Genomic DNA, 7,747 nt, shown 5'->3' with positions numbered 1-7,747 from the left:
ATGTAGAGCCGAGCCATGCTCGGCAGGGGCGTCACCCGGTAAAGCCTCAGCCGAGCATGGCTCGGCTCTACAGTGATATTTCAGACAACAAGCGCTTACAGATAGATCCGGGTCGTGCCCTGCGGCGCATCATCAATGATGGCGTGCGGCAGGAAGCGGGCGCTGTCGCGGGTGATGCGGCTGTTGTCTTCACGGATGCCAACGCCGCAGGCGCGGTCGCCTACGATCCAGCTACCCACCAACGGGTAGTTGCCGTCAAACACCGGCAGCGCATGGAACGCCTGACGAATGCTCGGCCCGTTGTACGGCCCTTCGCTCTCCTGCCAGCTACCGTCGCTCATGTGCATCGCTACATTGGCGCCTTCGCGCGAATGCAGTGGCTTGCGCACCCAGCCGGCCGGCAAGGCACTGCCATCGTCGAAATAGGATTCCAGCAGATTCGGGTGGCCGCGATGGCGCGCCCACAACAACGGCAGGATGCCCTTGTTGCTCAGCACTGCTTTCCATGCCGGTTCCAGCAACTGCACGCCCGAACGCGGCAAGGCTGCACCGAATTCCTCGCGCATCAGGTCTTCCAGCGGATACAGCTTGAACAGGCTGCCGATCACCACGTCATCCAGATCGGTGAAGCGGCCATCAGCCGACAAACCGATGTCCTCGATGGCAATCGCCGCCGCATGCAGCCCGGCCTGTGCCGCGCAGTCGCGCAGATAGGCTACCGTGCCCTGGTCTTCCTCGGACTCCCCCACCGCGCTGAAATACAGCGGCGGCGGCAGCCGCGAGGTCAACTCGGCGAAGCGCTCCACCAGGGTCTCGTGGATGGAGTTGAACTGATCAGCCTGCTGCGGCAATGCGCCACGGTTACGTTGGTCTTCCAGCCACTGCCATTGGAAGAACGATGCTTCGTACAGCGAGGTCGGCGTGTCGTAGTTCAGTTCGTACAGCTTGGCTGGACCGTTGCCGTCGTAAGCGAAATCCAGACGACCGTATAGATGCGGATCACGGCGGCGCCAGCTCTCGGTGATCCAGTCGCGGAACGCTTCGGGAATGGCCAGCTGCGCCATCAACGCATCGCTGCCCACAACCTCGCCCACCAGATCCATCGCCATCGCGTGCAGCTCGGCGCTGGGGTCTTCGATATCGTTCTCGATCTGGCGCAGGGTAAACGCGTAGTACGCGCTTTCATCCCAATACGGCGCACCGTCGATGGTGTGGAAGCGGAAGCCCGCTTCCGCAGCACGGGCCTTCCAGTTACCACGCTCGGCAATTGCAACGCGCTTCACTGCATCAACCGCCGACGCTGCTGCGGCCGCCGCTACGCGCACCAAAACCACCACGACTGGCGGTGACGGCGCGGTTCGGGGTGGCGTTGACCGGCGCCAGGCCAGCCTTGCCTGCACCAATGCCGCTACCGGTGTTCAAACCGCCCGTGCCGCCCGGTGCGGCCGGCTTGGCCCAACCATTGGCCTTGTCCTTGAACGCAGGCTGCGATGCCGGCGGTGCGGCCACGGCGCCACGGCTGCCGTTGAGCATCTGCGACATGAAGAAGCCCATCATCATCGGGCCAATGAACGAGGTGCCGGCACTGGTCTGCTGCTGCACGCACTGCTCGGCCGGGTATTCCTTGGCGCACTCTTCCTTGCTGGCGTACTTGGGCGCGGCATCGGCCGACTGCTGCTGCGCGGTGGCAAACGCCTCGCGGCAGCTGGACGGATTGCCGGTGGCCTCGCTGCAAGCCTCCACCGAGGTGTACAACCCTTCCTGCACCTGCACCGTTTCTTCCTTCTGGCAGGCGGTCAGCAGCAGCGGCACGGCGCTCATCAGCACCAGTGCGGTGGCTTTGGATCGCTTCATGGTCGGTTCCCCGTCAATTTGATCCCCAATAATGCCCGATGCGGGCTGCAAGGCGGAAACCAGAAACCTCCCGAAACTGAATCGGTTTTCAGCTGATGCCTGGAAAGGCCTTGGGGTGACTGGGGTTTCGGCAGGTTTTGCGCGTGCAGCTATTCAGCGCGTGGGCGTTGCTGGTGTGTTGGAAGATCAAAATCCAGAGCACCCCTCCCCAGCCCTCCCCTGCGCTGCGCGCAAGGGAGGGGGTAAAGGCGGCTCGTTCGCGGCCTGAACAAGCGCAGCAAACAGCCCCCTCCCTTGCGCGCAGGGTTGGGGAGGGGTGCTTTCCGCTTCCGCCTCCGCTTTGCCTCGCTCTGGATGTGGCTCCGCCACCTCCCCCACCAAGCAACATTCAAGCCCCAACCAACCGCCCCATTCCACCCTCAAACCACCGCAAACCAATGGTTGCAGCTGCAACCGGGAACTTGATGCAGAATCAATCGCACTGCACTTCTGCCAGCCCGTTCCAGCTCGCCCCCATGCCCGAATACCGCTCTAAAACTTCTACCGCTGGCCGCAACATGGCCGGCGCCCGCGCCCTGTGGCGTGCCACCGGCATGACCGATGGCGACTTCCACAAACCCATCGTCGCGGTGGTCAATTCCTTCACCCAGTTCGTGCCCGGCCACGTGCACCTGAAGGACCTTGGCCAGCTCGTGGCGCGCGAGATCGAAGCAGCCGGCGGCGTGGCCAAGGAGTTCAACACCATCGCCGTGGACGACGGCATCGCGATGGGCCATGACGGCATGCTGTATTCGCTGCCCAGCCGCGAGATCATCGCCGACTCGGTCGAATACATGGCCAACGCCCACTGCGCCGATGCGCTGGTGTGCATCTCCAACTGCGACAAGATCACCCCTGGCATGTTGATGGCCGCACTGCGCCTGAACATTCCCGCGGTGTTTGTCTCCGGCGGCCCGATGGAGGCCGGCAAGACCAAGCTTGCTGACCATAAACTCGACCTGATCGACGCGATGGTTGCTGCTGGCGATGACAAGGTCAGCGACGAGCAGGTGGCCGCGATCGAACGCAGCGCCTGCCCAACCTGTGGTTCCTGCTCGGGCATGTTCACCGCCAATTCGATGAACTGCCTGACCGAAGCACTGGGCCTGTCGTTGCCTGGCAACGGCACCGTGGTGGCCACGCACAGCGACCGCGAGGCGCTGTTCAAGCGCGCCGGTCGCCTGATCGTCGAGCTCTGCCATCGCTGGTACGGCGGCGAGGAGGCCAACGTGCTGCCGCGCGGCATCGCAACGTTCGAAGCGTTTGAAAATGCGATGACGCTGGACATCGCCATGGGCGGTTCCACCAACACCATCCTGCACCTGCTGGCTGCCGCACAGGAGGCAGAAGTGGCCTTCGACCAGCGCGATATCGACCGCCTTTCGCGGCGTGTGCCACAGCTGTGCAAAGTGGCGCCGAACACGCAGAAGTACCACATCGAAGACGTGCACCGCGCTGGCGGCATCATGGCCATCCTCGGCGAGTTGGCGCGTGGCGGCCTGCTGCATACCGATGCCTCCACCGTGCATAGCCGCACGCTTGGCGAGGCGATCACGCATTGGGATGTCACCCAGACCCAGGACCAGGCCGTCCATCAGTTCTACAAGGCTGGTCCTGCAGGTATCCCGACGCAGGTGGCTTTCAGCCAATCCACACGTTGGCCGTCGCTGGATGTGGACCGTGCCGAAGGCTGCATTCGCGACGTTGCCCATGCGTTCTCCAGCGAAGGCGGCCTGGCCGTGCTGTACGGCAATCTCGCCACCGATGGCTGCGTGGTGAAGACCGCCGGCGTGGACGAATCCATCCACGTGTTCGAAGGCAATGCCCGCGTCTATGAAAGCCAGGACGCCGCAGTGAAAGGCATCCTCGGCAACGAGGTGCAGGCCGGCGACGTGGTGGTGATCCGCTACGAGGGACCGAAGGGTGGCCCGGGCATGCAGGAAATGCTCTACCCCACCAGCTACCTCAAGTCCAAAGGCATGGGCAAAGCCTGCGCCCTGCTCACCGACGGGCGCTTCTCCGGTGGCACCTCCGGCCTGAGCATCGGCCACTGCTCACCCGAAGCCGCAAGCGGTGGTGCCATCGGCCTGGTCCGTGACGGCGACCGCATCCTGATCGACATCCCACAGCGTGGCATCAACCTGCTGGTGGATGATGCCGAACTGGCACGACGCCGCCGCGAGCAGGATGCCAAGAGCTGGAAGCCAGCCGAAGCACGCCCCCGCAAGGTCACCACCGCGTTGAAGGCATATGCCCTGCTCGCTACCAGTGCCGACAAGGGCGCCGTGCGCGACAAGGCGCTGCTGGACGGCTGATCACTGCCTTCACACCGGGAGTGGCGGCACTCCCGGTAGCCGGTCCAAGGGGCTAAGCAGACCGCCTGCACCACGCCCGAGAACGTGCGTGTAGATCTGGGTGGTAGTGACATCCTTGTGCCCAAGCAGTTCCTGCACAGTGCGGATGTCATGCCCGGCCTCCAATAGATGCGTCGCAAAGGAGTGCCGCAAGGAATGGCAGGTTGCGGGCTTTGTGATGCCTGCAAGCGCCCGTGCCATTTTCACCGCTTGCTGCAATGCCTCTTCGCTGACGTGATGCCGCCCGATTGCCTTGGTTCGAGGATCGGTAGAGAGTCGGGTAGACGGGAACAGGTATTGCCAGCCTGGCTCAGCGTTCGCATTTGGGTACTTGCGTGCCAGTGCATGCGGCAGCTGCACGCGGCCCATTCCTTCGTCGATATCCGCGCGATGCACCAGCAACACACGTTCGCGCTGTCGCAGCAATTGTTCGCACAACGATACCGGAAGCGGTACGCGCCGATCCTTGTTGCCTTTGCCACTACGCACGCAGATCTCGTTCCGCCCGAAGTCCACGTCTTTGATGCGAAGCCGAACACACTCCATCAAGCGCATGCCAGTTCCATATAACACCTGCGCCATCATTGCCGTTTGCCCTTGTGGAATGGCTTGCAGCAGCCGCGCAACCTCGTCCGGTGACAGAACAACCGGAAGACGACGCGGCCGCTTGGCACGTACCACCTGATCCAGCCGCGGCAACTCCATGTCCAGCACCACGCGATAGAGAAACAGCAGCGCCGACAGCGCCTGGTTCTGGGTGGCAGCCGACACGTTTCCGACCGTCGCCAGATGGGTCAGGAAGTTTCCCACTTCGGTAGCGCCAAGCTCCTGTGGATGGCGCTTGCCATTGGCATGGATGAAGCGCCTTATCCAACCAAGGTAAGCCTGCTCGGTACGCAAGCTGTAATGCCGAACCCGAATTTGCTGGCGCACCTGATCAAGCAACCGCGGGGGTCTGGCGCTTTTTACGCCCGCTGAGACAGGGGTGTATTCCATATCACGGCTTCCTAGCGGTAATTAGCTTGGAGCTTGATATGGCGATGCAGGCCGCATAATCACGCAAGCTGTTGTTTCTTTGTGAGAATTTTCCGGCTTGAAAGCGGCCCGAAAGTAGGCATACTCGGTTCTATACCGCTTTTAGGCGGTCTACTAAGAGTTAGGGGGCTTGGATGTCGCGAGGTGTACGAAGTCTTCTCAACATCCTCATTGCTGCTCAGGCGGCAGTGCTTCTGGCACCAACCTCCATCATCTGCGCTGTAGGTTTGCTTTTTTCCGCAATTCTACTCGCGCGCAGCCCAACCAATGTCGCCTTGTGGATGCTAGTGGGCTGTGTCGTATTAATGACCTACTCGCTGCTTTCTCTGTGGTGGCTATTATTCAAGTACCGCTCCATTCATATTTCAAGAATTCCCCGTTCAATCTGGTCCGGACTAGCTTTTGGTGTGGTCGCAGCACTGACGCTTAGCTCTCCTCATCTGATCGCAGTAGCTTCCGGGAAAAACTCAATTGGATACAGTGTCAAATACATCCTCGGCTTTGGCATTGGCCCCGTCATTTTCTTGGTGACCGTGCTTGTCACCGTCTGGTACCGTGGCAAACATGCCCCCTAACAGTTCATTCAAGCCGAACCCGCTGCGCGGGTCGGCTTAATTCCAGAGTTAGGCGGCGGTGTGTTTGGTTGGCTGGCCCTTCTTCTTTCGGCAGCAACATCGGCAAGTCGCCGGTCGGCTCCAGGTAACAGTTCCAACTGTTCCTGGCAGCGGCAAGCCTGCCACTTCGTCTTACGCCTCACCACCCTGCCGCAATCATTTCATCGCACTTCGGCGGTAGCGCTCGGCCAGGATTCTGGGGCAAGCTCCATCCCGCAAGCTGTGGCATGATCGGTTCGCATTGGGTTGCACAAGCAAGGCAGCATTGGCCCGGGGAGCGATAAGGGCCACAGCCGCCTAACAGTTCATTCAAGCCGACGCCGCTTCGCGGCGCGGCTTAATTCCAGAGTTAGGCCGCTATCAGGAGTTCTCGCAAGATGGAAAGGACACAAGCAGGCGCGATTGCACAAGCCATTCTGGCGCCGGATCTAAACCGCCAAGAAGAAGCTCGGCAGAAGCGAGCAATTGAGGCCACGTACCTTTCGCGCAAGCGCAAGGTAGCTTGGCTTGCTCTCGTTGGCGCGGCCATTGGCGCTGCCGTGGCATACCTGAGCGGAACGAGCTTCTCGACCGGAGTGATTTGGGGCGGGCTTGTCAGCTCCGCATTAGGCTGGCTTGTCACACACCGGGCTGCGGCCTAACAGTTCATTCAAGCCGAACCCGCTACGCGGGTCGGCTTAATTCCAGAGTTAGGGCCCACATGAAGCGTCTCGCAAAGTTCGTAGTCGCCCTTCTCGCTACGCTCATACTTCTGCCAGCTTTAGGCTTCTTGGCTTATGACGCTTTGGTGTTCTGGCCCCACCGAGATGACATTCAAGCCATCTTGGCTAAGGCCGACCCTCTAGACCGCACGCCTCCACCCAAGATCCGCACATACATCATTGCGCAGCAACAAGGAGGCGCATCGCCTTCCGCCATGGTGGCCCGGCAGCTGCACTATCGCCTTCTCCCGCGCAAAGGAACGCTCAACTGGCACATACGCAGCATTCTCTGGGAGCGGCTTGTTTCGCTACACCTTTCCCAAGATAAGGTTCTTGGGTTGTACTCCACTCTCGTATTTAACGGGCAGGGACATGGCCTAAACGCCCTATCCACTCGCATGTTCGCTAAACCACTCAGCGCACTTTCGGACCAAGAGGCGGCAACGGTGGTTGCCTATACATGGGGGCCAAGCTTGTACGCACATCACCCTGATCAGCTCGAGACGCGTAGGGATAAACTGCTCTCCAGGGTCCGGGGTGGGCCCTAACAATTCATTCAAGCCGAACTCGCTTCGCGAGTCGGCTTAATTCCGGAGTTAGAGACCATGAAAAGCACAATCGAGTGCCATGTGCACGGAGAGCAGGAACAGACCTTCGTCTGTTGTCACCTCGCTTCCACACTTAGCACCGGCGAGAACGTTGGGTTCTTCTGGGCAAGCGAACCTCGTGGCGACGCTTGGTGCTCGTCATGCGAGGATGTCCGCATCGCGGAAGGCGGCATATCCGGAGACTGGAATGATTGCTCAGAAAAATTCGCAAATATCCAGCTTCTGTGTGGTGCTTGTTATGACCGTGTTCGCGCGCAAAATGGGCTCTAACTATTCATTCAAGCCGAACCCGCTTCGCGGGTCGGCTTAATTCTGTCGTTAGCTCTCAGGGGGAAGTATGCGTAAGCGCCTCACTTATGTGACAGCTCTGCTGCTGTTGTCGTCTTGCGCTACGACACCGCGTGAAGAGCTCGCACTGAATCGCCCAGGCTTTTGTAGACACTCTTCAGCCGTTTAGTGCGTACTGCCGTTCAAACTCTATCGGGGACAGGCCGCCATTGGAACCGTGTCGCCGTGTCGGGTTGTAAAACATCTCGATGTAC

5 protein-coding genes are annotated in these 7,747 nt (G+C 60.6%); 2 read left to right on the top strand and 3 right to left on the bottom strand.

The window, feature by feature from the left end:
- Positions 1-95: 95 nt before the first annotated feature.
- Together QMX78_RS18750 and QMX78_RS18745 are read right to left on the bottom strand one after the other, a co-directional pair.
- Positions 96-1,283, bottom strand: coding sequence for a glutathionylspermidine synthase family protein (locus tag QMX78_RS18750; RefSeq protein ID WP_282272396.1), 1,188 nt, complete (start codon positions 1,281-1,283; stop codon positions 96-98).
- A 4-nt stretch (positions 1,284-1,287) separates the two neighbouring features.
- Positions 1,288-1,854, bottom strand: coding sequence for a DUF1190 domain-containing protein (locus QMX78_RS18745; protein ID WP_282272394.1), 567 nt, complete (start codon positions 1,852-1,854; stop codon positions 1,288-1,290).
- A 515-nt stretch (positions 1,855-2,369) separates the two neighbouring features.
- Between QMX78_RS18745 and ilvD the strand changes: the two genes are divergently transcribed.
- Positions 2,370-4,208, top strand: a complete 1,839-nt coding sequence (ilvD, locus tag QMX78_RS18740) for a dihydroxy-acid dehydratase (protein ID WP_282272398.1) — start codon at positions 2,370-2,372, stop codon at positions 4,206-4,208.
- Between the two features lie 9 nt (positions 4,209-4,217).
- On the opposite strand, the gene QMX78_RS18735 is transcribed toward ilvD, so the two are convergent.
- Positions 4,218-5,243: an integron integrase gene (locus QMX78_RS18735; RefSeq protein WP_282272392.1), complete on the bottom strand. Its 1,026-nt coding sequence runs from the start codon at positions 5,241-5,243 to the stop codon at positions 4,218-4,220.
- 173 nt (positions 5,244-5,416) lie between these two features.
- Between QMX78_RS18735 and QMX78_RS18730 the strand changes: the two genes are divergently transcribed.
- Positions 5,417-5,857 (top strand): hypothetical protein, encoded by a 441-nt coding sequence (locus QMX78_RS18730; protein WP_282272390.1) that lies wholly within the window; start codon positions 5,417-5,419, stop codon positions 5,855-5,857.
- The last annotated feature ends 1,890 nt before the right edge of the window (positions 5,858-7,747 follow it).

It is taken from the genome of Stenotrophomonas sp. PS02298 (assembly GCF_029959445.1).
GTDB lineage: Bacteria > Pseudomonadota > Gammaproteobacteria > Xanthomonadales > Xanthomonadaceae > Stenotrophomonas.
Note: the sequence above shows the minus strand (reverse complement) of the source record. Positions and strands in the feature narration are given on the sequence as shown.